This is a genomic window from Ruegeria sp. R14_0 (assembly GCF_017743975.1).
In the GTDB taxonomy this organism is placed as follows: domain Bacteria; phylum Pseudomonadota; class Alphaproteobacteria; order Rhodobacterales; family Rhodobacteraceae; genus Ruegeria.
The window spans coordinates 208,017-232,446 of the sequence record NZ_JAGHRC010000005.1 but is presented as its reverse complement, the minus strand read 5'-3'; the positions used below and the strand labels follow the sequence as shown (position 1 = coordinate 232,446).

Below are 24,430 nucleotides of genomic sequence, written 5' to 3'. Positions count from 1 at the left end.
CTTTTGGCGGATCGTATCTGATCGCCTCAATATCAGAAAAGCTCATCAGTGGGTGACCTCACCTAAACCGAACCTTCTTGAACCTCCTGTATGATCCAGTCTTTCAGGGCGCGGGCGCTGTCGGACAGTTCGTCATCGGGGCGACCTACCAGATAGAACTGGTTAGGGGCAGCCAGTTGGTGAGAGCCGATCGGTACCAGTTTGCCCGATTGCAGCATCGGTTGAATCAGTCGCTGCCACCCCAACGCCAGACCCGCGCCTTTGCGGGCAAGCTGCAAGGCAACCGAATAGCTGTTGACGCGGGATTCAACCGGAACCGTACCATTGAACCCAAGCTGCTGGAACCAGTCGGGCCAGGTCGTCCAGCTGCGGTCCTCGGAATCCAGATGGATCAGCCGCTCACGCGTCAGATCGTCAAGATCGGCATCCGCCAGTCGGTCGGCCAGCTCTGGGCTGCCGACCGGGACAAGATGGTCGCGAAACAGTGGTGTGTGCGACAGATTGGGATCGCTATCTCTACCGTAGCGAATGAAAAAGTCGACGTCCGGACGATCCCGGAAAGGGCGGTCCTGCGACAGCTGATCGACGTTGACCTCGGGCATTTCGCGCCAGAACCGAATGACGGCCGGTGAGAGCCAGAGTGCCGCCACGGCTGTGGTCGATCCCACGGTCACCTTTCCCGCCGTGGACCGGTCGCGGATCAGGCTGAGTGTCTTGGAAATACGCCCAAAGGACGTAGACAGTGCCTCGTACAGCGCTTTGCCGTCCTCGGTCAGGTCAACGCCACGATGCTTGCGTTGAAACAGAGGCGTATCAAGATCGCCTTCAAGCGCTTTGATCTGGTGGCTGACTGCGCCCGGTGTAACGGACAACTCTACGGCAGCGTTCTTAAAGCTCAGATGGCGGGCCGCGGCCTCAAAAGCGGATAGGGTCGTCAGAGGCGGCAGGTTATAGTGACGTCTGGACATTTCGGCAGATGGATCGTTTTCGGCTTTGGTTTAGTTTTGTTAAACTTAGTTTTATTTTTTTTGAAGGTGAAAGCCAGAGCTGGCCGCGAGATTTGATGTTTTTTTGCTTTATGTTTGCCATCGATGTCGTATTTTGCGTCAATTCGTCGGTTCTGGCCGAATTTAGTCTTGCCCGCCACTATAGTCGTTTTTAGCAACAAATATTGCGTTTGACAGGATATCTGGGTGAAAACGCCCGACGCCGCAAGGTGGTTCTGCCAAAACCGACGCACCAACTGGCCGCCGGGACAGGCCGAAAGGGAAAGTTATGGAGGTGCGGAACGTATCCCCGGTTGGTTTGAGTTTGTATCGCCTGAGAATTTCTTGCGTTGAATTCACTGCAACTCAGAATGGGCCGGACCATCGCACTTTGCGACAGCAAGGGCGCAACTTAAGGCAATAGGAATACAGACTTTAGGGCCATTGACGATGGATTGGTCGTCTTCACCCGGATTGAACGGGTGGGCTTCAGGGTCACCGAGATAACTACAATAAGAACGCGACACCACGGAGGAGAAATATGTCGATACCCGAACCTTTTACGGACGTTGAAATAGAAACGGCCGATGGCGGTTTCTATGAAAACTACAGCGTCCCAATCGCTTTGATCAGCAAGGGCATCATGGTGGGCCTCGTGCTCTGGGCGCTGGTCTTTCCGGCAAACGCTACCAGCACGCTGGGCACGCTAAATGGCAAGCTGCTTGAAGTCTTCAACAGCTTCTACGTTATAATTGTCGGTTTGTTTTTCTTCTTCCTCGCTATTGTCGCCATCATCCCTGCCACAGGTAGGCGGATCATGGGGACGCCGGGTGAAAAGCCCGAGTTTTCCAACTTCTCTTGGTTCTCGATGATGTTTGGCGCTGGTCTGGGTGTTGGTCTGATGGTCTTTGCTACGGCTGAACCGCTGGGCCTTTGGGGGTCGAACCCTGTGGTTGTTTCCGGCGCGGTTGAAGGCAACACGCCTGAGGCTCTGCAATCGGGTTATCGCTTCACCTTCCTTCACTACGGCTTCCACGCATGGGCAATCTATGTCGTGACCGGCCTTTCGCTGGCTTACTACGCCTACACGCGCGGCATGCCGCTGACGATCCGTTCCGCACTGACTCCGCTGTTCGGTCGCCTGATGAACGGATTCCTCGGCCATGTTGTTGACGTGCTCGGCGTTGTCGCAACGATCCTGGGCGTTTCGGTAACCATCGGTTACGGTGTCAGCCAGTTCATCGACGGTGTTTACGCGATCACAGGGATGGGCTGGGTTATGGACCTGGGCGGCGAAGTTCCAACCCCCAGCAAGGTGGGTCTGATTGCCGGTCTGGTCGTCATCATGAGCTTGTCGATCATCTCGGCTGTGTCTGGTGTTGGCCGGGGCGTTAAGTACCTGTCGAACTTGAACCTTGTGTTGTCGATCATCCTGCTGGGGACATTTGTTGTCTTTGGCTCGTTCGTCTTTGCCATGACAACCTATGGTACGGCGATGGTCGACTATATCCTGCACTTCCTGTCGCTGAGCTTTAGTGCCTATGGCCCGCTCTCAGCCGAAGCATTCGCTGCGGCTCTTCCGGCTGAAGCACAAGCCCATGCCGAAGCCCTGATGGGTGGCGCAACCAACGCTTGGGGCAGCTTTGACGGCTTCAAGAGTGGTTTGGAAGGCGCGGCTGCAGAACTGGACGAGGCCACTCTGGCTGCGGCATACGCTGCGGGTGAGCAGGGGCGTCAATTCGGATGGCAGGCAGGTTGGACCACGTTCTACTGGGCCTGGTGGATCGCCTTCTCGCCGTTCGTGGGTCTGTTCCTGGCGCGCATCTCGAAGGGCCGCACCGTGCGTGAGTTCATTCTGGGTTGTGTGTTCGCGCCAGCGCTGGTGTGCTTTGCTTGGATGACCATCCTGGGCGGCACGGCGATTGATCTGGAACTCGCAGGCGCGGCTGAAGGTGCGATCATTGGCGCGTCGAACACCAACAAGCTGTTCGTCACGCTGTCTTACATGATCGACGGTGGGCTGCTGTCCATGCTGAACATCATGTGCGTGATCCTGATCATGACCTTCCTGGTCACGTCGGCGGACTCGGGCATTCTGGTGATGAACACGATCATGTCGGGTGGCAGCCAGGAAACCGGTATCAAACACCGCATTATCTGGGGTGTGATCCTGACCGCGGTGATCGGCACGCTGATTCTGGCCGCCGGGGACAGTAATCCGTTGGATGCGTTGCGAAATGCGATGATCATCGGCGCGCTGCCCTTTACCATGGTGATGGGTCTGATGTGCGTGTCGCTGGCCAAGGCGCTGTACCGCGACAACCAGCGCGACAAGCTGGCAGCGGATACACAGGCTGCTGAATAAACTCAGGGTTCCAAAAAACCCACGCGCCGTCCCGTTTGGGGCGGCGTTTTTCGTTCCGGGCCGGTGTCGCTTCTTGCAAGCAGACATCGCAATCAGTGAGGTGCGACGGCGCCGAATCCTACAGTCTGAGTACAAGATTGGAGGATTGCCCCGTGAACATTCGCACCACGACACGCGCAGGTGGACGCTCTGCCCGCAGAGCTATGCGCACCGCCCCGAACTTTGAAATGCTGCCCGGCCTGACGCGCGGTATCCCTCTGTGCGAGGTGATGGACGGCGCGCAGGTTGAACGCATCGACAATGCCTCGATGGATATTCTCGAGAATGTCGGTGTTCAGTTTCGCGACCCGATCGCGCTGGAAGATTGGAAGAAGGTCGGCGCCAAGGTCGAAGGTGAGTTGGTTTACCTCGACCGCGGACTGGTGCGCGAGCTGATCGCCACCATTCCCAGCGATTTTACCTATCACGCGCGGGATCCGAAAAAGAACGTGCGGCTGGGTGGAAAGCACTCGATCTTTGTGCCTATGACGGGTGCGCCGTTCCTGCGCGATCTTGACGACGTCCGCCGCAACCCAACGCTGGAAGATCTGGCGATGTTCCACAAGCTCAGCCACATGATGCCCGCGCTGCACAGCTCGGCGCATCACATTGTTGAGCCCTACGACCACCCGATCAGCCAGCGACACCTGCGGATTACCTATTCGTCGATGAAGCATTCGGACAAGACGTTCATGGGGATGACCACTTCGCCGAAGAACGCCGAAGACGTCATGGAAATGTGCGCGATCCTGTTTGGCGAGGAATTCCTAGAGGAGCACCCGGTCACCACCGGCAACTGCAACGGCAACTCGCCGTTGGTGTGGGACGAAACCATGCTGGGCGCAATGCGCGCGTTCTGCCGCCGCAAGCAACCGGTATTGTGCTCTCCCTTCGTGCTGGGCGGCGCGAATACGCCCGCATCCGTTCCGGCAACCGTTGCCCAGCTGAATGCCGAGGCGTTGAGCGCGCTGGCCTACACGCAGGTGATCCGCAAGGGTGCGCCTGCGATCTACGGTCACTACCTGTCGACCGTTTCCATGAAGTCCGGCGCGCCGATGGCGGGAACGCCCGAGATCAGCCTGATGAACTTCATGATCGGTCAGATGGCGCGGCACTACGATGTGCCGTGGCGCACATCGAACACTTTGGGCGGGGCCAAGACATTTGACGCACAGGCCGGATACGAATCCGCGACGACGTTGCAGGCGGTTGTTCATGCTGGTGCCAACTACATCTGGCATAGCGCGGGCTGGAACGAAGCCGGGATGCACTGTTCTGTCGCCAAGTTCATCGTCGATGCTGAACAGTGCGCTATGGCTTATCGCATGGCCGAAGGCCCCAAGTGGCAAGATTTCGACCAAGCGATTGCGGCAGTGCCCGATGTCGGACCCGGAGGGCATTATCTGGGCCACCCCCATACGCAGGACAACTTCCAAAACGCCTTTTTCATGCCCGAACTGTTCGACAACAACTCGATCGAGCAATGGCAGGCTGAGGGCAGTGTCGAAATCACCGAACGCGCGCTCAACCGCGCCCGCACGTTGTTGGCCGAGTATCAAGAACCCAAGCTGGATGAGGCCAAAAACGAAGCTTTGTTGGACTACATCGCCCGGCGCGAACGCGAAATACCGGCGGCCGATGAGCTGAACCAAAGCTACTAAGGTCATTTTCCCCGAAACTCACCCGCCCGGACCATTGGGCGGGTTTTTTCCTTTCAAGAACGCCACGGAATTCAAACATTGAAAATCGCCGAAATTCACGTCTATAGCCACGATCTGCCGGTCAAGAACGGCCCCTACACGATGGCCAACGCCGAAGTCTGGGCGCTGGATACAACGCTGGTCAAATTGGTTGCTGACAATGGCCTGATCGGTTGGGGCGAGACCTGCCCGGTCGGCCCCACTTATGCCGAGGCGCACGCGGCCGGAGCCCGCGCCGCTTTGGCATTGATGGCTGAGGATTTGGTCGGTGCCGAAGTCTCTGTGCTTGGTTTGCATCGTCGGATGGATAGCCTGCTGAACGGGCACAACTATGCCAAAGCGGCCATCGACATCGCCGCGCATGATCTGCTTGGCAAGAATTTTGGGATCAGCGTTTCTAAACTAATGGGCGGTGCTGCGGTGGACAAAGTGCCGTCTTATTATGCAACCGGGGTGGGTGCCCCGGACGACATCGCGCGTCTGGCGGCGGACAAGCTGGCCGAAGGTTATCAGCGTCTGCAGATCAAGGTCGGGGGTCGGCCGGTCGAGTTGGACATCGAAACCATTCGCAAAGTCTGGGAGGTGATCCGGGGATCCGGTATGCGCCTGGCTGTCGATGGAAACCGTGGTTGGACAACCCGCGATGCCTTGCGCGTCAGTCGCGAATGCCCGGAAATTCCCTTTGTGATGGAACAACCCTGTAACACCATCGAAGACATGCAGAAAATCCGCCCGCAGGTGAGCCACCCGATTTACATGGACGAAAACAGTACCAGTCTGAACACGGTTGTAACGGCAGCGGGCACCGGTCTTGTGGACGGGTTCGGTATGAAAGTGACCCGGATCGGAGGTCTGCAGCCCATGCGCGCGTTCAGGGATGTTTGTGAGGCGCGCAATCTGCCCCATACATGCGATGACAGCTGGGGCGGGGATATCATCGCAGCCGCTTGCACGCACATTGGTGCGACCGTCAGGCCTGATCTGCTGGAAGGTGTGTGGCTGGCAGCGCCCTATATCGACGGCCACTATGACCCCGAAAATGGAATCCGCATTGAGGCCGGTCATATCAACGTGCCAACGGGCCCGGGTCTGGGCGTTGTGCCGGACGAAACCCGCTTTGGCGGGCCTGTAGCATCGTTCTGAGGGGAGCAGTTTATGGAATTCGAAGGAAAATCCGCTTTGGTCACTGGGGCCGCGGGCGGGATCGGGGCCTCTCTGGTGCAGCGCCTGCGCGCCGCCGGGGCGCGCGTTGCTGTTGCCGACCGTACGGTTGAAGGGATTGACGCCGAGGCGCATTTGCCCGGCGATCTGCTGGACCCGAGTTACGCCGATACTCTGCCACAAAAGGCTGCGGATGCGCTGGGCGGGCTGGACATCGTGGTCAACAATGCCGGCGTTATCACGCGCGGTGCGGTCACCGAGACCTTGGATCAGGATTGGTCTTTGTCGCTTGGCGTTAACGTCGAAGCTCCGTTTCGGGTCTGTCGCGCCGCGATCCCGATCATGGCCGCGAATGGCGGCGGTGCGATCGTGAACACTGCCTCCTGCTGGGGGCTGCGTCCCGGTCCGAACCATGCGGTCTATTGCATGACCAAGGCAGCCATCGCCTCGCTGACCCAGTGCATGGGGATGGATCACGCCCATCAGGGCATCCGGATCAACGCGGTCTGTCCGAATGAGGTTAACACACCGATGTTGCGCTCGGGCTTTGCCAAACGCGGGTTCGACCCGGACAGCGCTGTGGCCGAACTGGGGCAGACCGTCCCGCTGGGCCGCATCGCCGAGCCCGAGGACATCGCCGACGTGATCCTGTTTCTGGCCTCGGACGCCGCGCGCTATATGTGCGGTGCGTTGGTCGAAGTGAACGGAGGCAAACCGGTATCATGACCCGATTTGAAGGCAAGACCGCCCTCGTCACCGGAGGGCGCAGCGGCATTGGTCGGTCCATTGCCGAACGGTTGCGGCACGACGGGGCGCGGGTGTTCACCGCACAGCGTGGGGATGACCCTGAGTTTGAAGGGATCGAGGCGGATTTCAGAGATCCTGACAGCCCGGCAGACGTGGTTGCGCAAGTCATCGACCGGGCAGGGCGTCTGGATGTCCTGATCAACAATGCGGGGATGATGCAGGAAGCGCTGGTTGAAGAGATGTCGCTTGAGGATTGGCATCGCAATCTGTCGGTCAACCTGACGGCCCCGTTTCTGCTGATCAAGGCGGCGTTGCCTCACCTTCGGAGGACACGAGGCAGCATCGTCAATATCGGTTCTATCGAAGGTTTGGGCAGTAATCCCGGCCACGCCGCCTATTGTGCAAGCAAGGCGGGCCTGCATGGCCTGACGCGCGCCGTGGCCGTGGATCACGGGGCCGAGGGCGTTCGATGCAACGCCGTGGCACCCGGCTGGATCGACACCGAACTGAACATGGATTTCATTGAAACGCAGCCAGACCCCGACGCTTTTCGCCGGGACATCGGCCGCATTCATCCCTTGGCCCGGACTGGTCGTCCCGAAGAGGTCGCGGCCATGGTCGCTTTCCTAGCATCGGACGAGGCCAGCTTTGTCACTGGTCAGGTCTATACGGTGGATGGGGGGCGAATGAGTAAGCTCAGCCTGCCCTGACGGGCAGGTTCACTCTTTCCCAGATCGCCACTCTTTCCAGATCAGATAGCTGTTTGCACCCAATGACGCGAAGGGTTCCGGTGGAAGGCGCGGGGGCATGGGCTGGGCCAGGAAATGATCCGCGATGTCGGATCCGCCCTGCGTGACCAGCTCGGCAACTCCCATGCCCTGCAACGTGCCACGAGCGATTCCCAGGCCGTTCTGGCAACAGGCCGAGAAGACACCGGTATCAAGCTCGCCAAACGCCGCCGATCCGTTTCGGCTGAGGCAGAGCATCCCGGCCCAGCGGTGCTCCATCTTGACGTCCGGCAAATGCGGAAAGCGTTCACGGAACTTACGGTCATGCACCCAGCCAGCGTTGCGCAGGCGCATGGAGCTGGTCTCAATCGTCGGGTGGAAGGTCGAACATGTGCGGACAAGAATCCGGTCGCCGTAACTGCCCGAGATGCGCCGGACCGAGGTCCCCATTGGGTCGGCGGGCGTGACAGACCAGCGGGGCTGACCGCCCAGCGTTTTGATCTGTTCTTTCGTCAAACGCTCCGTGATCGACGCGTACAGGCAGATGTGCATCAATCGCCGTTCGTAAAACCCAAAGCTTTCCAGATGGCCGTTATTGGCCAGAATAATCCGACCCGTTGAAATCTGCGCCTCGGGTGTTTTGACCAGCCATCCCGCCCCTTGTTTTTCGAACCCGGTTACAGGTGAGTTTTCGAACAGATTGACCTGCGTCGAAAGATTTAAGGACAAGGCCCGAATATAACCAGCGGGCTGGATCATCACCGTACCGGGCGCATAAAGACCGGATGTGTAATGTGGGCTGCCCGTGATCTCTTGCATCTGTTGGCGGTCATACAGCGTGCAGGGTTCGCCGAGCCGCTCCAGATGAGCGGCGAATTCCTGGTTGTGCCGATCTCCGGCCCGCGTGGCGGCTGCGTTGAATTTGCCGCAAGGATCGAATATTTCCTGCGGCAGATCGCAGTCCTGCCCGACTTGCGTCGCAAAACTGATGGCACGCCGGTTCAACGCGATTGTTGCCCGATCTGCCTCTAGCCCATCGCCTGCATAATTGTCCGATGCCAGATCATGCGGCAGGTCGATCATGAAGCCCGAATTGCGCCCGGCAGAGCCATCGGCAAAACGCCCGGCCTCTAACAGAACGACCTTCAGCGTTGGATCAATCTGGTGCAGCCGCCGCGCGGCAGTCAGGCCCGCAAACCCTCCGCCGACAATAGTGATGTCCGCCGACAGGTTCCGGTCCAACTGCGGCAACGGAGTCTGTGGCGGCAGAATGGCGTTCCATCCTGCCGGTCCTGTTTGCCTTGGCAGCCGTTTTGCGGTGTAGGCCGTCAATCGACCGCCTCATCCGCATCATCGGCCAGATCGATCCAGATGGTCTTGAGTTGGGTATACTGGTCGTGGGCGTGGACCGAGTTGTCCCGACCCCCAAAACCCGACTGTTTGTAGCCGCCGAAGGGGGTGGTGATGTCGCCCTCGCCAAAGCTGTTGACCGTCACGGTGCCCGCCCGGATCGCCCGCGCGCCGCGGATGGCGCGTTTGGCGTTGGCGGTGAAGATCGAAGCGCACAAGCCGTACTCGGTGTCGTTGGCGATCTTGATGGCTTCGTCAAAGCCCGAAACTTCGATCACTGACAGGACTGGCCCGAAGATCTCTTCCCGGGCCAAGGTCGAGTCGTTTCCGGGAACTTCGACCACAGTCGCCTCGACAAAGCCTTTGTCAGCTTTGCCGCCGATCACCACGTTCTCGGCCTGATCCAGATAACCGCAGACCTTGTTGTAGTGGCCTTCGCTCACCAACGCGCCCATGCGGGTTTCCGGGTCCAACGGGTCGCCGATGTTCCACTGTTTGGCGTGATGGGCGATGCGCTCCAGCAATTCCGCCTTCACATCCTTGTGCACGATCAGACGGGACGAAGCTGAGCAGTTCTCGCCCATGTTCCAGAACGCGCCGTTGACGATATGCGCGGCGACGCGGTCGAGGTTCTCGGCATCATCCATCACGATGGCGGGGTTCTTGCCGCCCATCTCAAGCACGACCTCTTTGGCGTTGCTTTCGGCGGAGTAGGTCAGGAACCGCTTGCCCGTTACGGTCGAGCCGGTGAAGGAAACCATGTCGATATCCATGTGCCGCCCGATGGGCTCGCCCACCTCGGCCCCGCCGCCGGGGACGATGTTCAGCACGCCGCGAGGCAGACCGGCCTCCATTGCCAGCTCAGCCAGACGCAGAGCGGTCAGTGTGGTTTCTGCAGCCGGTTTCACGACGACCGAACAGCCCGCGGCCAAAGCAGGTCCGATCTTCCATGCCAGCATCAGCAGAGGGAAGTTCCACGGCAGCACCAGCCCGACAACACCGATCGGCTCGCGCACCACCATTGCGATATGGTCGTCGCTGGCGGGCGAGACCTGATCATAGATCTTGTCGATCGCCTCGGCATGCCATTTCAGACAGTGGATTGTCTCGGGCACGTCCACGGTTTCACAGTCGAAGATGGTTTTGCCGCTGTCGATGCTTTCCATCACCGCCAGTTCGCGGGCGTTGCGTGTCATCAGCTTGCACAGCCGGATCAGCACGTCCTTGCGGTCAGACGGGTGCAATTTCGACCAGCGGCCATCGTCAAACGCCTCGCGCGCCTTTTCGACGGCAAAGTCCACATCCGCAGCGCCACAGGCCGCGATGTCAGCCAGTTTTTCGCCAGTTGCGGGGTTCACCGTCTCGAAGGTTTCGCCAGAGATCGCCGGGCGGTATGCGCCATCAATGAAGGCACTTGTGGGCAGGGTCAGGCCCGCGGCGATGGATTTGTATTCGTCTTGTGTCAGCAATTCCATTGCTCAGCCCTCCGCCATGATGTCAGCGATTGTCTTTTTCAGCACGCGCGTCACCTGTTCCAACGCGCGCTTGTCGTCCTTGTTCAGACCTTTCAGCGGCGGCCGCATCGCACCCGCTTCGATCCCGTTCATGGTGACGCCGTGTTTAATGGTCTGGATGAACTTGCCACCCTGTTCCAGAACCCGCATCAACGGCATCATCGCGGACATGATCCGGCGGCCCTTAGCGAAATTCCCTTCGATCACGCAGGCCTGATACAGCGCCACGTGTTCCGCAGGCAGGAAGTTCGACCCACCGCACACCCAGAATGGCGCGCCCCAGGCAAAGAACTCCAGCGCCTGATCATCCATGCCGCAGCCCAGCTGGATATGCGGGTAATCGCGGGCCAGCAGATGCACCCGGTTGATATCACCAGAGCTTTCCTTGATGCCGCAGAAGTTCCGGCTGCGACCGACGCGGTCAAGGAATTCCTCACCCATCATAGTGCCGGTGCGGTGCGGATAGTTATACAGCATCACCGGCAGGTCGGCGGCCTTGTCAATGGCCAGCGCGTTCAGGGCGTTTTCCCGGTCGGTTGGCACCGAATACGGCGGGCTGGCAAGCAGGATCGCGTCGGCGCCAATCTCACGTGCGCCTGAGGCCAGCGCAATCGAATCCGGCGTCAGCATCGCTCCGGTTCCGACAACCAAGGGCAATCGACCTTTCAGTTGTTTATGCGTGAACTTCGCCAGTTCCAGCCGTTCCTCGACGGTTTGGGCATAGTTCTCGCCAGTCGATCCACCCGAGATAAGCCCGTGCACACCGTTGTCGATCAAGAATTCGATCACTTCGGACAGGGCGTCCCAGTTCACGCTGCCATCGTCGTGATAGGGCGTGACCACAGGGGTATAGATCCCCTCAAACTTGAAAATCGGGTTCATTCCGTCCTCATGCAGGTTTCGAAAGGGGCGGGATGCCCATCGGGACATCCAGCGCGTCAGGCATCACGAACAGCTCGATCTGATCGCGTGACAGGTTCCAGTGATCCTCGGCCAGCTGCGCAGCCGCCGCCTCATCGCCCGCCTCGATGGCGGCGATGATGGCGTCGTGCTGGTTGCTTGCTTCGGACAGGTTTTCAGTCATCTTCGCCGTCTGGGGGCGGTAGAACGTCATCCCGATCCGGGCATGGTCAATCAGCAGCCGGTTGAACGATGGCAGCAGGTAAACATTGCCCGACATCTCTCCGGTCACATCGTGAAAGCGGTTGTTGGCAAGGGCACGATCTTCGGCGGACCCGGATCGCAATGCAGCCTTGAAGGCCTGTTGCGCTTCTTTGAGGGCATCAATCTGCGGTCGGGTCGCGTTCTGGGCCGCTAACCGCAGGATCGCGCCGTAAATCATCGGCGCGGCCAGAAAGAAGTCGCGCAGCGTGGTGTATGACATTTCCGACACCCGGGCGCTGCGGTTGGTGCGCAGGTCCAAATACCCCTCACCGGCCAATTGCCTGAAAACCTCTCGCAGCGGGGTGCGGGACAGGCCGAAAGCGTCCGAAAGATGTGCTTCGTCCAGATCCGTTCCGGGCTGCAGGCGCAGGGTCAGGATCGAGACCTTCAGGTGCTCTGTCAGTTCAGCTTTCCGAGATTTTGCGTCGTCTTTCATCCGTTCCTCCAACGGCTGCGCGAATCGTGATCGTCATTTCGTGCACTCTCTGTATTCTATAAAAATACAACTTGTATACAGAAAAAAATCGTGCAGCATAGGCCGTCGACCACGCCAAGCTGAATCGGACGCCCATGCGCCAGCCCCGCCACATCACTTTCATCCTGATCGAGGAATTCTCGCACCTCGCTTTTTCCTGTGCGGTGGAACCGTTGCGCATCGCAAACCTCGTGAGCGGCGAGGATCTTTATGAGTGGTCGTTTTTGTCCGAACATGGCGAACGGGCTGTGTGTTCGAATGGATCGGTGACTTTGGTGCACGGCGGCTTGGACGCGGTGCCGAAATCCGATCAGCTGTTCGTTCTATCGGGCATCCATATGCGCAAACATGTCTCGCGCCCTTTGTTGGCGATGTTGCGACGTGAACGGGCACGAGGAACAGCCATTGGGGCACTTTGCTCGGGGGCATGGTTGCTGGCCGAGGCCGGATTTCTGGACGAAATGCAGGCTGCCATTCACTGGGAATATCACGATGCCTTTATGGAGGCGTTTCCCGAGGTGAATCTGGTGCGCAGCGTTTTTGTGGCGGATGAAAAGCACATCACTGCTTCGGGTGGGACAGCTACAGCCGACCTGATGCTGCATTTGATCGAAAAGGACCATGGCGAGGAGTTGTCCGTCGCAGTAGCAGATCAGATGGTCTACAACGCGGTGCGCAACGCCACTGCCAAACAACGGGTTTCGCTGCAATCGCGTAACGGTATGCGTAATGTGCATCTCGCCAAGGCGATCCATATTATGCAGGATTGCATCGAAGCGCCCGTGTCCCCGTCGCAGATTGCCGAAGAGCTTGGAATCTCGACGCGGCAGTTAGAGCGTTTGTTTGGCAAGTACCTCAACACGTCGCCCAAAAAGTATTTTATGGAATTGCGGCTTGAGCGCGCGCAGAAACTGTTACTTCAAACCGAAGCCTCGGTGACCGAAGTCGCCATGGCCTGTGGGTTCGAGAATCCGGGGCACTTTTCGCGCGTTTACCGGTCGAGTTTCGGCGTGACGCCGCACGCGCAAAAAAACAAAATTGACTGAGAAATTAAGACGGGGGGAGCGTCTCTGCCGTAAGGCGAGCCTGGCCGGGCAGGCGCTCACCCCCTGGTCCTGCTTCGTACCCCCTCGTTAAAACTGTACTGGTAAACTGGATAGCAGGATTGAGTATTCATAGATGCCGAAGTTGGCATAAGTTTTGCAAGATCGTGTCAGATATGTGTGCGATTTGGCTAAAACCTTAATGTTCGCCGTATTTCTCCTGTTGACCGAAAGGCCTAAAACAGGCCAATTTAACAGGTGAATTTGTCTGGACATAGTTTTGATTTGGCCACAAAAATTTTTGGATTGGGAGAATCTGGCGAAAAATCCCATTCAAGCCAAGGCATCAGACCTCATATCTTCATCATCTGATTTCGATGGAGGACCGCATGCATCTGGAACACGGTAAATCCGAAAGCCGCCCCGCCAACGGTGCCGTTGCGATCGCAAACCGCGAACGCCAGATTTGTGATGCTTCCAACGCTGCAAAGTCCGCTTTCGCCGTACTGACCTCAGCTGCAGGGTTTTCGCCAGAGATGGCAGAGACGCAGCATCGCGTATATCAGATATTCCGCTGGTACTTTTTGTCGGCATATTGCTCGCGCATGCTGACTGATGCGGCCCATCGTTTGGAACACCACACCTTGCAGGTTTCAATGGATGTGCACAGTGCTGTTCGCATGTCCTTGTCCGAAGCCGAGTTGGAAGCCGCAATGGTCTTGGTGCAGGATGACGCAACGACGATGGCAGCGGCACGGGCCAACAAAATCGGCTGCCGCGGGCATTCCGCGGGTTGGACCGCGGCAACCTTGCAGCAACGAGGGCGCGAGGTTCCCGCCGAGATCAAAAAAGCGCTTTCCGGTGCGCTGTCGGCATCCGTTCGTTTGAACTGACCCACTGCGCCAACAAATGACGAAGGTCAGGCGCTTGGCGAACGCACCATCGGTATATCATAGCGACGTTCAGACAGCCATTTGGGCAGTCGGATCAGCCACTCGAAACGCGTGCCCGTTAAAATCCGACAAAACGCGATTCCAAACACCACCGCCACGATGACGCAGATAGGGATGACTAACAGAGGCTCGGTCACGCCGACAATCTTCGTAAGGATAATCCGCGTCCCTGCAACCGGCAGGAAATGCGTCAGATAGATGTACAGGCTGTAGCTGCCGACCACGACCAGCCAGTGGGCGCGGCCCGCGTTCGATACAAGAACAATGGCTCCGATGATTGCCGCAGCAGACAGTGCGGACAGCGAGAAGAACACTATGGGTATCTTCTGCAGGTCCCAACTGGCGGCCAGAACAGCCAGCACGCCAAAGCCCGCGGCGCATAAGGCCACCACCAGGGGCCGGGCAGTTGAGGCGCGGCTTCTGATCCATTCCGACGCATAAACCCCGATGACAAAGTAGACGAATAGTTTTGCCAGTTTGTCGGCAATCACCACGCCTTCCGGCCAGACACCCAAAAGGAACTGAGCCTGTATGATGGCTGCGACACCTACAATATAGACGGGTGGAACACTGCGCAGCAGCCTGAGTATGACGAAGGACAGCATGAGCGCATAAAGGAACCAGATCGTGGGCAGCGGGTCCCAGAGAATCAGAAAAATCTCCCACCAATAGGTGACCGAATTTGTGATCGGGTTGAGGGAGAAGCGAAACAAAAAGATGATCAGCGACCACAAGACGTAGAAGTACAGAAAATACACAACTTTACCGCGGATGAACGCGTCGGCGGGGCCGTCCAATGCCTTTTTCGCGAACAATCCCGCAACAAGAAAGAACAAAGGCATCCGCACCGGGTCCAGTGCGCGGGTCAGGTCAGCAACCCAGACCGGCAAATTCGGGTCGAACCGAAATCCCGCGACCGCATGGTGGAGCACGACAAGAATTATCGTCAGGCCTTTGACCGCATCAACCCAGTCCAGCCGTCCGGCGGCCGTGCGCCCATTTGGGGCGCCTGCCGTTTCCCAATCACCTTTAGACAATGGTTACTCCTAAACTCGATTAACTGGTTACTCGGTCGTGGTGCCCGAAAAAAATTCAACAATGGACCCCTAATTTGTCCCATGCAGCCGGGGTTTGAGTCAATGATGGCCTTTCCTTTGGGAAACTGCCGAAACCTCGAACAGGCGCGCTCGATTACGCGGATATGCTCATTGATCCTTGTCAATAATGCCAACGGAGAAGGGTGCTAAAGTGGCCTTTGATGGAAGGGGAAGTTCATGGAAGACTTGATTGAAATTGGAAAAACCTTCGTCCAGGCCTTGCGCGATCGCAGGGGTCTCGCGAGCGTTGATGAACTCTATGCCCAAGACGCACAGTCGATCGAGGCCGTCGTGCCCCCGGTTCGACAATTCCGCATTACAAAGGGCCGGGAAGCGATCAAGGGAAAACGAGAGGACTGGCTGGCAACGCATGACATCCAGGAGCTCGACATAGATGGCCCCTACGTCCATCCGCCCAATCGCTTTGGGGTCCGGTTCAAGGCAGAAGTGACACATAAGGAAACTGGCGAACGGATGACCCTGCGCGAGATCGCCGTGTATTCGGTCGCGGAAGGCAAGATCGTACTGGAAGAGTTTTTCATGATGCCGAGATAAGGGCGCTGACCGACAGAAAACGCTCTGCGCCGTTTGAAGCGGCGCGGTACGATACGGCTGCATGGCTATGCCGATAGCACGTATTTTATCACTATTTTGGATTGATGGTGCTGCTGGAGAGAATTGAACTCTCGACCTCTCCCTTACCAAGGGAGTGCTCTACCTCTGAGCTACAGCAGCGCTGTGGGCGGGTGATTAGACTCAAACGAAACGGGGCGCAAGGGTGTCTGGACGGTTTTTTTCGCCTCCTGTAGAGAAAGATCATGACGGATAAAAATTCACCCAAAAAACACGGTAAATCCGGGGAAGCGCGCGAAGAGCGGCTGAAGGCCGCCTTGAAGGCGAATATGGCGCGTCGCAAGGCGCAGGCCAAGGCGCGCGCTGCATCCGGTGACAAGACCGGCAAGGACGAGGGATAAGAGCGGATGGATTCGATTCTGGTGACGGGCAACGGCCCGTTGAACGGGCAGATACCGATTGCGGGGGCCAAGAACGCATGTCTGACCTTGATGCCCGCGACGTTGCTAAGCGAAGAACCGCTGACGCTGACCAATGCGCCACGGCTGAGTGACATCATCACGATGACCGCCTTGCTGCGATCGCTCGGGGCCGAAGTGTCGTCTCTGCAAGATGGTCAAGTGCTGGCCATGTCCAGCCATGACCTGACCAGCCACACAGCAGATTATGAAATCGTGCGCAAAATGCGTGCCTCGAACCTGGTTCTGGGGCCTTTGCTGGCCCGGTTCGGAGAGGCGGTTGTATCGCTGCCTGGTGGTTGCGCGATCGGCGCGCGGCCCATGGACCTGCATGTCGAAGGGCTTGAGGCGTTGGGCGCCGAGATTGAACTGAAGGATGGCTACCTGCACGCCAAAGCGCCCGGTGGGTTGAAGGGCGCGGTGCATGAGATGCGCTTTGCCTCCGTCGGGGCGACCGAAAACATCGTCATGGCGGCGACGCTCGCCAAGGGCACGACGGTTTTGAAAAACGCCGCGCGCGAGCCTGAGATCGTCGATCTGGTCGGATGCCTTCGCAAGATGGGCGCACAGATCTCAGGCGAGGGAAACTCGACCATCGAGATTCAGGGCGTCGACCGGTTGCATGGTGCGACCCATCAGGTTGTGACCGACCGGATCGAACTTGGTACCTATATGCTGGCTCCGGCCATGTGCGGCGGTGAGGTTGAGCTGCTGGGCGGTCGGATGTCTCTGGTTGAATCCTTCGCCGCCAAACTGGACGCGGCGGGGGTGAGTGTCACGGAAACCAAAAAGGGACTTAAGGTCAGCCGCAAAAATGGCCGCGTCAGCGCAGTGGATGTGGTGACCGAGCCGTTCCCCGGTTTTCCAACCGATTTGCAAGCGCAGATGATGGCGTTGATGTGCACGGCTGAGGGCACCTCGGTTTTGGAAGAGCGTATTTTCGAGAATCGCTTTATGCACGCGCCCGAACTGGTGCGCATGGGCGCGAATATCGAGGTGCATGGCGGCACAGCTACGGTGACAGGTGTGGATCAGCTGAAAGGGGCCCCGGTGATGGCGACCGATTTGCGGGCTTCGGTCTCGCTGATCCTTGCGGGTTTGGCGGCTGAAGGCGAAACAACGGTCAGTCGGGTCTATCATCTGGACCGCGGATATGAGCATGTGGTGCGCAAGCTGGAAGGCGTGGGCGCAAAGATTGAACGGATCAAAGGCCAATGACAGACGCAAGTTTCGAAGACGGGCGCGAGGCCCCGCTGAACCTGGGGGCCGAAGATGCCGATGATCTTCAGGTCATTTCGACCCTGACGCAGGATGCGGTGTTTCCGATCACTGAGATGACGTGGCGCCCGTCCGAGCGCCGTTTTGGTCTGCTGCTCAACCGGTTCCGGTGGGAGGACAAAGATGCCGCCACCCGCCGCGACCGCCCGTTCGAGCGGGTGCAATCGGTTCTGGTGTTCGACTCGGTACTGTCCGTGGCCAGTCAGGGAGTAGACCGCAGCGACAAGGACATGGTGATGTCCTTGCTGTCCGTGGATTTCGAACCCGGCGAGGACGGTGCGGGCGCGATCATGCTGACTTTGGCAGGCGACGGTGCGATCCGTCTGTCGGTCGAGGCACTGGATGTCACCCTCAAAGATGTGACCCGGCCTTATCAGGCCCCATCGGGTCACGCCCCTCATCATCCGGAATAAGCGCGGCATAGCTCAGGCGTTCTCGGGGCCGTCAGCGGGGATTAGACTCCGCCGCGCGACCGTGTTTGATGTATTCGACCTCAGCCGCATTCTGGTCCGGTCAATTACGCAGCTATGTGTTGCAGATCATGCAGATGATCCCGAAATCATTGCGCAATGGACCGCCAACAAGAATCCGGCGACCATCCGTGACTGGATCGATGCCGGGGCACAGATTTGGCTGGCAGAGCAGGCCGGGCAGCCTGCCGCAGTCGGAGCGCTGGGGCAGGACGGAGACATCACGCTGCTATACATTGATCCTGACCACACAGGTGGCGGCGTAGGGCGGGCGCTGTTGGAAAAACTCGAGCGCGAATTGATCCGTGCGGGACATGCCGAAGGCCGCCTGGAAGCGACCAAAACAGCTTATCCGTTTTACGCACGGCATGGCTGGCAGGCGACCGGAGGGTGTAGCCAGCGCACAGATCTGTCCTGTTTGCACATGCGCAAATCGCTGCACCCCCAGCACTGAGGGTTGAGGCCAGCCCATCCGGGCGATATGTCCCGGTCAAACGCCCCGGAGTGCCCAGAACATGCCCGTTTTCCTAGATACGACGTCACCCGAGTTCGAAACCGCTTTTGCCACACTGCTGTCCGCCAAGCGCGAAGACAGCCCGGATGTCGACGCGGTGGTGGCCCAGATCATTGACGACGTGCGAACGCGGGGCGACGCGGCGGTGATCGAGTTGACCGCCAAATTCGACCGGTTAGAGCTGACGCCTGAAACACTGGCCTTTAGTGCGGATGAGATCGCGGCGGCGGTCACACAGGTCTCGGCCGAGGATCGTGCAGCGTTAGAATTGGCCGCTGATCGGATCCGCGCGTATCACGAAAGGCAGATGCCCGAGGATCAACAATGGACCGATGCCGCTGGCGCGACGCTGGGCTGGCGCTGGTCGGCGGTTTCTGCGGCTGGTCTTTATGTGCCGGGCGGGTTGGCATCTTATCCGTCATCCGTTTTGATGAATGCGATTCCGGCCAAGGTGGCGGGGGTCGAGCGTCTGGCCATTGCAGTGCCGACGCCGGACGGGCAAGTGAATCCTTTGGTTCTGCTGGCGGCGCAGCTTTCGGGCGTAGACGAAATCTATCGCATCGGCGGTGCACAGGCGATTGCCGCCTTGGCATATGGCACCGAGAATATTGCACCCGTGGACAAGATCACCGGCCCCGGCAATGCTTTTGTTGCCGCAGCCAAACGGCGTGTGTTCGGCAAGGTTGGCATCGACATGATCGCCGGTCCGTCCGAAATTCTGGTGATCGCTGACAAGGACAACGATCCCGACTGGATCGCACTGGACCTGCTCAGCCAAGCAGAGCACGATGAAAGTGCGCAGTCAATTCTGATCACAGACGATGCGGGCTTTGGTCGGGCTGTTGCCGAAGCTGTCGACAAGCGGCTTGAAACCTTGCAGCGCCGTGCCATTGCAGGGGCAAGTTGGCGGGACTTCGGCGCCATTATCACCGTCCACGATCTGGACGAAGCGGCGGCGTTGTCAAACCGCATCGCTCCGGAACATCTGGAGCTTTGCGTGGCCGACCCGGTGGCGCTGAGCGCGAAGACGATCCATGCAGGTGCTATCTTTTTGGGTCAATACACGCCCGAGGCCATTGGCGACTATGTCGGTGGGCCAAACCACGTACTTCCAACGGCGCGTTCGGCGCGGTTTTCGTCCGGCCTGAGCGTGATGGACTTCCTCAAGCGCACGACGCTCAGCCAGATGACCCCCGAGGCCTTGCGCGCGATTGGCCCAGCGGCCGAACAGCTGGCACAATCAGAAAGCCTTGAGGCGCATGGACTGTCGGTAACAGCGCGGCTGAAACGCCTGAATGGCTAAGGGCTTTATGGCCCGCAGGTCACACCCGAAGTGAACCTGAAACACCGTTAGGCGATTGTGCTTGAACCAGACAGCCTTTGCACGTCGCTTTGGCTGTAAGGTTTGGTGCGAAGGAACTGAATTTGGAACGTGTGGCAACTCTGTGGATCGGCAAGCGGTTTAGTTTTCTCGAGCATCTGTGCCTAAAGTCCTTCGCAGATGTCGACCAGAAACCGATCGTCTACCACTATGGTGAGCTCGAGGATATTCCTGATTATGTCGAGGCCCGCGATGCCCGAGAGATCTTCGATACGTCCGAGATTTACCGCGACCCGGTCACGCGTTCCGTTGCCGTACATGCGGACCTTTTTCGTCTGAAGCTGTTGCGAGATACCGACTACATCTGGGTGGATGCTGACGCCTACGCGCTTAAGCCGTTTGAGACGCAAGATGGCTACTTGTTCCCTTTTGGGAACAACAAGAAAAAGCGCATGATGAACGGAGTACTGGCTTTCCCGTCGGATAGCCCAGCGTTGCAGCGCATGTGCCAGTTTGCCTTCGAAAGCGATCTTGTACCGCCTTGGTGGTCGGACGACCAAAAGCAGACCTACTTGAACCTGTTCGGCAGATCGACCTATTGGAGCTTGCCGTTGTTTAGCCTTGGTCCCCCGATGCTCTATCACTTCGTGTCCAAAAGCGAAGAGGGCGCGAAGGCCGTCGCGCGAACCGAACTCTATGCGATCCCGCCCAGATTTCGCGCCTTGTGGAATGATCCTGACATATCCAAGCTCGATTTTCTAGAATGGCAGGACAAGATGTCCGTGCACTTCTACGGATCTTGGTTTCGGCGCATGTTTTCCGGGGTGACAACCTTCAATCAGGGCTCGCTGATTGACCAACTGCTCAAGAACCACAAAATCGACCCTGCGGAGTTTCCGATTTGATCGGTTCCTGCGTTGTCCATTTTTTTATGTTGCGCTAAAGCTGTCCCGACCTGAATGGACCAAACGCAAAAATGACCCGCATTTCGCATATCGAATTAGACGACCGAAACCTGCCTCCGCCGACCCCCGAGATCGAGCAGGAGCGTAAGGTTGCGATCTATGATCTGCTGGAAGAAAACAGCTTTGCACTGCCCGTGCGCGATGACCGTGTGGTGCCCGATGGTCCGTACCGGGTGCAGCTGTCGATTCGCGACAAGCGGCTGGTTTTTGACATCGCCACTGAGGCCGAGGAAAAAGCGGCCGAGTTCCATCTGTCGCTGGGGCCGTTCCGGCAAGTTGTCAAAGACTATTTTCAAATCTGCGAAAGCTACTTTAACGCGGTAAAGACATTGCCGCCCAGCCAGATCGAAACCATCGATATGGCCCGCCGCGGCATTCACAACGAAGGCAGCCGCGTTTTGCAGGAGCGACTTGAGGGTAAGGCCGAGATTGATACCGATACCGCGCGCCGCTTGTTCACGCTAATCTGCGTTTTACATTTTGGAGGCTGACGCGTGAAGCCTTTGCCGCAGTCGGTCCTGTTCTGTTGCGACCATAACTCGGTTCGGTCTCCTATGGCCGAAGGCCTCATGAAAAAATTCTATGGCACTGGGACTTATGTGCAGTCGGCCGGTGTTCATAACGATCTCGAAATCGACGGATTCTGCATCGCGGTGTGCCAGGAGGTCGGAGTCGAGCTGTCCCGCCATCGGTCCCGCTCGTTCGACGAAATGCAGGAATGGGGCGACGACCTCAGCTCGTTTGATCTGATCGTAGCCTTATCACCTGCCAGTCAGCGCCGGGCGCTGGAACTGACCAGGATTTTCCATCTGGATGTCGATTATTGGCCAATAATGGACCCTACTGGGATGGGCGAGACGCGAACGGATAAGCTAACCCACTACCGACAGACCCGCGATCAGATCATTCAGCATCTGAAAGACAGCTGGGGCGAACCAACGGAGGGGACATGAGCCAGACCATCAAAACCTATTTCGATGCCTTCAATGCCGGTGATGTCGACGGCATGCTGGCCTGCCTGTCCGATGACGTGGCCCATCATGTAAACGAAGGTCAGATCCGCACCGGCAAAGACAAGTTCGCCGCGTTTTGCGCGCATATGAACCGCTGCTACAAGGAACACCTGACCGATATCGTTGTGTTCGAAGCCGAAGGCGGTGCGCGCGCAGCGGCTGAGTTCATTGTGAACGGAACCTACCTGCAAACCGATGAGGGGCTGCCCGCGGCACAGGGCCAGACCTATCGCCTGCCTGCCGGGTCGTTCTTTGACCTCAAGGACGGCAAGATCACTCGCGTCACCACGTTCTATAACCTCGCAGACTGGACCAAGCAGGTCTCAAATGGCTAAGGTCACCGCCGTCCGCCCCCTTGTCGGAGCGGCTCTGGCAGAGGCTTTGGATGATGTGGCACGCCTGCGGATCGAGGTGTTTCGGGCTTGGCCGTATCTTTACGATGGTGACCTCGAATACGAACGCAAATACCTGCAGTCTTACCGCAACAGCGACAAGGCCATTGTGGTCGGAGCCTTTGACGGCGACCGGCTGATCGGGGCTTCGACCGGTGCGCCACTTGTCGATCACGCGGACGATTTTGCAGCCGCGTTCGAAGGGTCCGGTTTGGATCTGTCCGAAATATTCTACTGCGCCGAATCCGTCCTGGTGTCCGATTATCGCGGCCAGGGCGTTGGTCACAGTTTCTTTGATCTGCGCGAGGCTCATGCCCGCGCATTGGGATTCAGGAAAAGCGCTTTTTGCGGGGTGCAACGCCCAGCCGATCACCCAATGCGGCCCGAAAACTATCGTCCTTTGGACGCCTTCTGGCGGGCGCGGGGTTATGAACCGCTGCCCGGCGTAGTCGCCGAATTTTCGTGGAAGGATATTGGACAGCAAGGCGAGACGCGAAAGCCTTTGCAATTCTGGATACGCGATCTTTAACGCTGCACTGCTGAGAAACTCTCTGAAATATGGTATCTTGGGTTTTTTAGTGGGGGAGTTGAAGATGAAGCGATACGTTATCGAACGCGACCTGCCCGGTGTTGGCGGTATGTCCGGTGAAGAGCTATGCGGTGCTTCTGCCAAATCAAATGAAGCTCTGGAACAGATCCCCGGTGTCCAGTGGGAGCACTCCTACGTCGCCGGGGACAAAACGTTCTGCATCTATCTTGCCGAGAATGAGGATGCGATCCAGAAACACGCCGAGCTCAGCGGTTTTCCGGCAAATGTCATCACCGAAGTCACAACGATTATCGACCCGACGACTGCCGGTTGATTGGCGCTGTACAGCGCGCGGTATCCCCGCCTATGGTCTGGTGATTTTGGCTGAATGAGGATGCCGCCTGTGAAAGTCGCCACCGCCGCCTACAACCTCGAATGGCTCGACAGCTGGACGCAGTATGAGGACAAGCTGAACCGCTGGGTTTCGGACGCAGCGGGGCAGGGTGCCGAGTTGCTGGTTTTTCCGGAATACGGCGCGATGGAGCTGTCGACGCTGGACGGAACTGAGGTTGCGGGTGATTTGGAGCGCTCGATCCGTGCGGTGTCGGATCGGATGGGGGACGTTCAGGCCTTGCATGCGCGTTTGGCACAGGTCCACAAGACGCATATTCTGGGCGCATCCGCCCCGGTTGTGGACGGGGCCGGTCGACCGGTTAATCGCGCAGTCCTGTATGCTCCGAATGGTCGTCAGGACCATCAGGACAAACAGATCATGACCCGGTTTGAACGTGAAGACTGGGATATTGCCCCCGGCGGCCCGTTGAAACTGTTCGATACCGCACTTGGCAAAATCGGCGTGTTGATCTGTTACGACAGTGAGTTTCCCCTGCTGGGCCGGGCGCTGCAGGACGCGGATTTGATCCTTGTTCCGTCCTGCACCGAGGCTCTGTCGGGCTATTGGAGGGTCCGCATCGGTGCAATGTCTAGAGCACTGGAAAATCAATGCGTTACCATAATGTCATCGCTGGTGGGCAACAACGATTGGTCCGAAGCCGTAGACATGAACACAGGAACAGGCGGCGTTTTTGGCCCGCCTGACAAGGGATTCCCGGCGACCGGAGTGCTGGCTGAAGGCACATTGAACCAACCGGGCTGGACGTACGCCGAGGTTGATCGGGCAGCCATCGCCAACGTGCGCGCAGATGGGCATGTCCTTAACCGATCTCACTGGGACGAGCAGTTACCCCGAGTCGATTCGGTCACAATATCGGTCCTTTAGGTGATTCCGGCCTTGAAATAAGGCCGAAATAGGCTCATTTAAGCGCACATCCTCGCAGATTCTGCGAGTGCAACTTAAATGTGGAGACAACATGGCCAAGGAAGATACGCTCGAATTTCCCGGTGTCGTGAAGGAACTCCTGCCTAATGCGACGTTTCGGGTCGAGCTGGAAAACGGCCATGAGATCATCGCACATACGGCAGGCAAGATGCGCAAAAACCGCATCCGTGTTCTGGCCGGCGACAAGGTTCAGGTCGAAATGACCCCCTATGATCTGACCAAGGGTCGGATCAACTACCGCTTCAAGTAACGCCTG

27 protein-coding genes and 1 tRNA gene are annotated in these 24,430 nt (G+C 58.2%); 21 read left to right on the top strand and 7 right to left on the bottom strand.

All coding sequences use genetic code 11. The features are described from left to right. Positions 1–62: 62 nt before the first annotated feature. On the bottom strand, positions 63–968 hold the full coding sequence (locus J7416_RS15840) for a LysR substrate-binding domain-containing protein (RefSeq protein ID WP_209226145.1): 906 nt from the start codon (positions 966–968) through the stop codon (positions 63–65). Positions 969–1,527: 559 nt separating this feature from the next. Between J7416_RS15840 and J7416_RS15835 the strand changes: the two genes are divergently transcribed. The 5 genes from J7416_RS15835 (at position 1,528) to J7416_RS15815 (ending at position 7,708) form a co-directional block, all read left to right on the top strand. Continuing rightward, positions 1,528–3,351 carry a BCCT family transporter gene (locus tag J7416_RS15835; protein WP_209226144.1) on the top strand — a complete coding sequence of 608 codons (1,824 nt, stop codon included), beginning with the start codon at positions 1,528–1,530 and terminating at the stop codon, positions 3,349–3,351. Between the two features lie 152 nt (positions 3,352–3,503). Continuing rightward, on the top strand, positions 3,504–5,051 hold the full coding sequence (locus tag J7416_RS15830; RefSeq protein WP_209226143.1) for a trimethylamine methyltransferase family protein: 1,548 nt from the start codon (positions 3,504–3,506) through the stop codon (positions 5,049–5,051). A 78-nt stretch (positions 5,052–5,129) separates the two neighbouring features. Then, the gene (locus J7416_RS15825; protein ID WP_209226141.1) at positions 5,130–6,233 is read left to right on the top strand and encodes a mandelate racemase/muconate lactonizing enzyme family protein; all 1,104 of its coding nucleotides are present in this window, start codon (positions 5,130–5,132) and stop codon (positions 6,231–6,233) included. A 12-nt stretch (positions 6,234–6,245) separates the two neighbouring features. Next, a complete protein-coding gene (locus J7416_RS15820; RefSeq protein WP_209226140.1) occupies positions 6,246–6,977 on the top strand; it encodes an SDR family oxidoreductase in 732 nt (243 codons plus the stop codon). Next, positions 6,974–7,708, top strand: a complete 735-nt coding sequence (locus J7416_RS15815) for an SDR family oxidoreductase (protein ID WP_209226138.1) — start codon at positions 6,974–6,976, stop codon at positions 7,706–7,708. Before J7416_RS15820 ends, J7416_RS15815 begins: the two co-directional genes overlap by 4 nt. 9 nt (positions 7,709–7,717) lie before the next feature. On the opposite strand, the gene J7416_RS15810 is transcribed toward J7416_RS15815, so the two are convergent. The 4 genes from J7416_RS15810 to J7416_RS15795 are packed head-to-tail and all read right to left on the bottom strand — an operon-like array spanning position 7,718 to position 12,190. Next, complete coding sequence (locus tag J7416_RS15810; protein WP_209226137.1) at positions 7,718–9,058, bottom strand: FAD-binding oxidoreductase; 1,341 nt, start codon at positions 9,056–9,058, stop codon at positions 7,718–7,720. After that, entirely contained in the window at positions 9,055–10,551 is a 1,497-nt protein-coding gene (locus J7416_RS15805; RefSeq protein WP_209226135.1) for an aldehyde dehydrogenase, read from the bottom strand. Before J7416_RS15805 ends, J7416_RS15810 begins: the two co-directional genes overlap by 4 nt. Before the next feature lie 3 nt (positions 10,552–10,554). Further along, positions 10,555–11,472, bottom strand: coding sequence for a dihydrodipicolinate synthase family protein (locus tag J7416_RS15800; RefSeq protein ID WP_209226134.1), 918 nt, complete (start codon positions 11,470–11,472; stop codon positions 10,555–10,557). 7 nt (positions 11,473–11,479) lie between these two features. After that, a complete protein-coding gene (locus tag J7416_RS15795; RefSeq protein ID WP_209226133.1) occupies positions 11,480–12,190 on the bottom strand; it encodes a GntR family transcriptional regulator in 711 nt (236 codons plus the stop codon). Positions 12,191–12,324: 134 nt separating this feature from the next. Here J7416_RS15795 and J7416_RS15790 point away from each other — a divergent pair, with 134 nt between their 5' ends. Together J7416_RS15790 and J7416_RS15785 are read left to right on the top strand one after the other, a co-directional pair. Then, positions 12,325–13,275, top strand: a complete 951-nt coding sequence (locus tag J7416_RS15790; RefSeq protein ID WP_209226131.1) for a GlxA family transcriptional regulator — start codon at positions 12,325–12,327, stop codon at positions 13,273–13,275. Positions 13,276–13,661: 386 nt separating this feature from the next. After that, positions 13,662–14,165, top strand: a complete 504-nt coding sequence (locus J7416_RS15785) for a hypothetical protein (RefSeq protein WP_209226130.1) — start codon at positions 13,662–13,664, stop codon at positions 14,163–14,165. Between the two features lie 26 nt (positions 14,166–14,191). Here J7416_RS15785 and J7416_RS15780 read toward each other — a convergent pair whose 3' ends face one another. Next, the gene (locus tag J7416_RS15780; protein WP_209226129.1) at positions 14,192–15,262 is read right to left on the bottom strand and encodes an acyltransferase family protein; all 1,071 of its coding nucleotides are present in this window, start codon (positions 15,260–15,262) and stop codon (positions 14,192–14,194) included. 237 nt (positions 15,263–15,499) lie between these two features. Here J7416_RS15780 and J7416_RS15775 point away from each other — a divergent pair, with 237 nt between their 5' ends. Beyond that, complete coding sequence (locus J7416_RS15775) at positions 15,500–15,877, top strand: nuclear transport factor 2 family protein (protein ID WP_209226128.1); 378 nt, start codon at positions 15,500–15,502, stop codon at positions 15,875–15,877. A 105-nt stretch (positions 15,878–15,982) separates the two neighbouring features. Here J7416_RS15775 and J7416_RS15770 read toward each other — a convergent pair. After that, positions 15,983–16,057, bottom strand: a tRNA-Thr gene (locus J7416_RS15770). Positions 16,058–16,140: 83 nt separating this feature from the next. Between J7416_RS15770 and J7416_RS15765 the strand changes: the two genes are divergently transcribed. The 13 genes from J7416_RS15765 to infA all read left to right on the top strand — a co-directional run bounded on the left by J7416_RS15765 (position 16,141) and on the right by infA (position 24,424). Next, positions 16,141–16,296 (top strand): hypothetical protein, encoded by a 156-nt coding sequence (locus tag J7416_RS15765; protein WP_209226126.1) that lies wholly within the window; start codon positions 16,141–16,143, stop codon positions 16,294–16,296. Between the two features lie 6 nt (positions 16,297–16,302). Then, entirely contained in the window at positions 16,303–17,571 is a 1,269-nt protein-coding gene (gene murA / locus J7416_RS15760) for a UDP-N-acetylglucosamine 1-carboxyvinyltransferase (protein WP_209226125.1), read from the top strand. Then, the gene (locus J7416_RS15755) at positions 17,568–18,044 is read left to right on the top strand and encodes a DUF2948 family protein (RefSeq protein ID WP_209226124.1); all 477 of its coding nucleotides are present in this window, start codon (positions 17,568–17,570) and stop codon (positions 18,042–18,044) included. The genes murA and J7416_RS15755 overlap by 4 nt, the downstream gene beginning before the upstream one ends. A gap of 61 nt (positions 18,045–18,105) precedes the next feature. Further along, a complete protein-coding gene (locus J7416_RS15750) occupies positions 18,106–18,555 on the top strand; it encodes a GNAT family N-acetyltransferase (RefSeq protein WP_348540279.1) in 450 nt (149 codons plus the stop codon). Positions 18,556–18,616: 61 nt separating this feature from the next. Continuing rightward, a complete protein-coding gene (gene hisD / locus J7416_RS15745) occupies positions 18,617–19,918 on the top strand; it encodes a histidinol dehydrogenase (protein ID WP_209226123.1) in 1,302 nt (433 codons plus the stop codon). A gap of 122 nt (positions 19,919–20,040) precedes the next feature. Continuing rightward, a complete protein-coding gene (locus tag J7416_RS15740; protein ID WP_209226121.1) occupies positions 20,041–20,841 on the top strand; it encodes a hypothetical protein in 801 nt (266 codons plus the stop codon). Between the two features lie 71 nt (positions 20,842–20,912). Beyond that, positions 20,913–21,392, top strand: a complete 480-nt coding sequence (locus J7416_RS15735; RefSeq protein WP_209226120.1) for a UPF0262 family protein — start codon at positions 20,913–20,915, stop codon at positions 21,390–21,392. Between the two features lie 3 nt (positions 21,393–21,395). Beyond that, positions 21,396–21,854, top strand: a complete 459-nt coding sequence (locus J7416_RS15730; protein ID WP_209226119.1) for a low molecular weight phosphatase family protein — start codon at positions 21,396–21,398, stop codon at positions 21,852–21,854. Further along, a complete protein-coding gene (locus tag J7416_RS15725; protein WP_209226118.1) occupies positions 21,851–22,249 on the top strand; it encodes a ketosteroid isomerase-related protein in 399 nt (132 codons plus the stop codon). The genes J7416_RS15730 and J7416_RS15725 overlap by 4 nt, the downstream gene beginning before the upstream one ends. Further along, positions 22,242–22,835: a GNAT family N-acetyltransferase gene (locus J7416_RS15720; protein WP_209226117.1), complete on the top strand. Its 594-nt coding sequence runs from the start codon at positions 22,242–22,244 to the stop codon at positions 22,833–22,835. Before J7416_RS15725 ends, J7416_RS15720 begins: the two co-directional genes overlap by 8 nt. Positions 22,836–22,899: 64 nt before the next feature. Next, positions 22,900–23,169, top strand: coding sequence for a DUF4242 domain-containing protein (locus tag J7416_RS15715; protein ID WP_209226115.1), 270 nt, complete (start codon positions 22,900–22,902; stop codon positions 23,167–23,169). A gap of 69 nt (positions 23,170–23,238) precedes the next feature. Continuing rightward, a complete protein-coding gene (locus J7416_RS15710) occupies positions 23,239–24,114 on the top strand; it encodes a carbon-nitrogen hydrolase family protein (protein ID WP_209226114.1) in 876 nt (291 codons plus the stop codon). Positions 24,115–24,205: 91 nt separating this feature from the next. Next, complete coding sequence (gene infA, locus J7416_RS15705; RefSeq protein WP_005978431.1) at positions 24,206–24,424, top strand: translation initiation factor IF-1; 219 nt, start codon at positions 24,206–24,208, stop codon at positions 24,422–24,424. The last annotated feature ends 6 nt before the right edge of the window (positions 24,425–24,430 follow it).

Excerpts from the sequence above, each read along its gene's own strand:
- J7416_RS15840 (WP_209226145.1), bottom strand. The coding sequence starts at position 968 with ATGTCCAGACGTCACTATAACCTGCCGCCTCTGACGACCCTATCCGCT.
- J7416_RS15835 (WP_209226144.1), top strand. The coding sequence starts at position 1,528 with ATGTCGATACCCGAACCTTTTACGGACGTTGAAATAGAAACGGCCGAT.
- J7416_RS15820 (WP_209226140.1), top strand. The coding sequence starts at position 6,246 with ATGGAATTCGAAGGAAAATCCGCTTTGGTCACTGGGGCCGCGGGCGGG.
- J7416_RS15815 (WP_209226138.1), top strand. The coding sequence starts at position 6,974 with ATGACCCGATTTGAAGGCAAGACCGCCCTCGTCACCGGAGGGCGCAGC.
- J7416_RS15805 (WP_209226135.1), bottom strand. The coding sequence starts at position 10,551 with ATGGAATTGCTGACACAAGACGAATACAAATCCATCGCCGCGGGCCTG.
- J7416_RS15800 (WP_209226134.1), bottom strand. The coding sequence starts at position 11,472 with ATGAACCCGATTTTCAAGTTTGAGGGGATCTATACCCCTGTGGTCACG.
- J7416_RS15795 (WP_209226133.1), bottom strand. The coding sequence starts at position 12,190 with ATGAAAGACGACGCAAAATCTCGGAAAGCTGAACTGACAGAGCACCTG.
- J7416_RS15790 (WP_209226131.1), top strand. The coding sequence starts at position 12,325 with ATGCGCCAGCCCCGCCACATCACTTTCATCCTGATCGAGGAATTCTCG.
- J7416_RS15785 (WP_209226130.1), top strand. The coding sequence starts at position 13,662 with ATGCATCTGGAACACGGTAAATCCGAAAGCCGCCCCGCCAACGGTGCC.
- J7416_RS15775 (WP_209226128.1), top strand. The coding sequence starts at position 15,500 with ATGGAAGACTTGATTGAAATTGGAAAAACCTTCGTCCAGGCCTTGCGC.
- J7416_RS15765 (WP_209226126.1), top strand. The coding sequence starts at position 16,141 with ATGACGGATAAAAATTCACCCAAAAAACACGGTAAATCCGGGGAAGCG.
- murA (WP_209226125.1), top strand. The coding sequence starts at position 16,303 with ATGGATTCGATTCTGGTGACGGGCAACGGCCCGTTGAACGGGCAGATA.
- J7416_RS15755 (WP_209226124.1), top strand. The coding sequence starts at position 17,568 with ATGACAGACGCAAGTTTCGAAGACGGGCGCGAGGCCCCGCTGAACCTG.
- hisD (WP_209226123.1), top strand. The coding sequence starts at position 18,617 with ATGCCCGTTTTCCTAGATACGACGTCACCCGAGTTCGAAACCGCTTTT.
- J7416_RS15735 (WP_209226120.1), top strand. The coding sequence starts at position 20,913 with ATGACCCGCATTTCGCATATCGAATTAGACGACCGAAACCTGCCTCCG.
- J7416_RS15725 (WP_209226118.1), top strand. The coding sequence starts at position 21,851 with ATGAGCCAGACCATCAAAACCTATTTCGATGCCTTCAATGCCGGTGAT.
- J7416_RS15720 (WP_209226117.1), top strand. The coding sequence starts at position 22,242 with ATGGCTAAGGTCACCGCCGTCCGCCCCCTTGTCGGAGCGGCTCTGGCA.
- J7416_RS15715 (WP_209226115.1), top strand. The coding sequence starts at position 22,900 with ATGAAGCGATACGTTATCGAACGCGACCTGCCCGGTGTTGGCGGTATG.
- infA (WP_005978431.1), top strand. The coding sequence starts at position 24,206 with ATGGCCAAGGAAGATACGCTCGAATTTCCCGGTGTCGTGAAGGAACTC.